Below are 451 nucleotides of genomic sequence, written 5' to 3'. Positions count from 1 at the left end.
GAGCGCTAACCGAGCGGGTGTCTTATTTCCCCCCCCCCCCCCCCGACCCCACCCACCCCCCCCCCCCCCCCCCCCCCCCCCCCCCTCCCCCCCCCCCACCCCCCCCCCTCCCCCCCCCCCCCCCCCCCCCCCCCCCCCGCAGCCGTGTTCGGTCACCGGCGAGGATGCCGGTCACTCATGTTCGTCAGCCGTTGCGCTTCCAGCGCGGCTTGTCGTCGCGGCGGCCGAAGGAGCCGGTGCCGCCGCCGCGGTGGTCGTCACGACGGCCGTTGGGGCGGTCGTGACCGGCGGAGCGGAAGCCCGGGCGGTCGTCACGACGCTCACGGTTGAACGGACGGTCGCTGCCCCGGTGCCCGGCAGTACCGCGCTCGTCCCGGCGGAAGCCACCGCGGTCGTCACGGCGCTCGAAGGAGCGGCCGCCACGGTCGCGGTCGACGGGACGACGCTCGTC

At 77.8% G+C, this 451-nt stretch carries 1 pseudogene; it reads right to left on the bottom strand.

Features of this window, described 5'->3' with window-relative positions:
• Positions 1-184 precede the first annotated feature (184 nt).
• Positions 185-451, bottom strand: a pseudogene (locus tag AC07DS_RS41195) (DEAD/DEAH box helicase); the annotation flags it as partial.

The organism is Streptomyces sp. NPDC044064 (genome assembly GCF_056434245.1).
The sequence above is the reverse complement of the archived record's forward strand: the minus strand, read 5'-3'. Positions and strand labels throughout refer to the sequence as shown.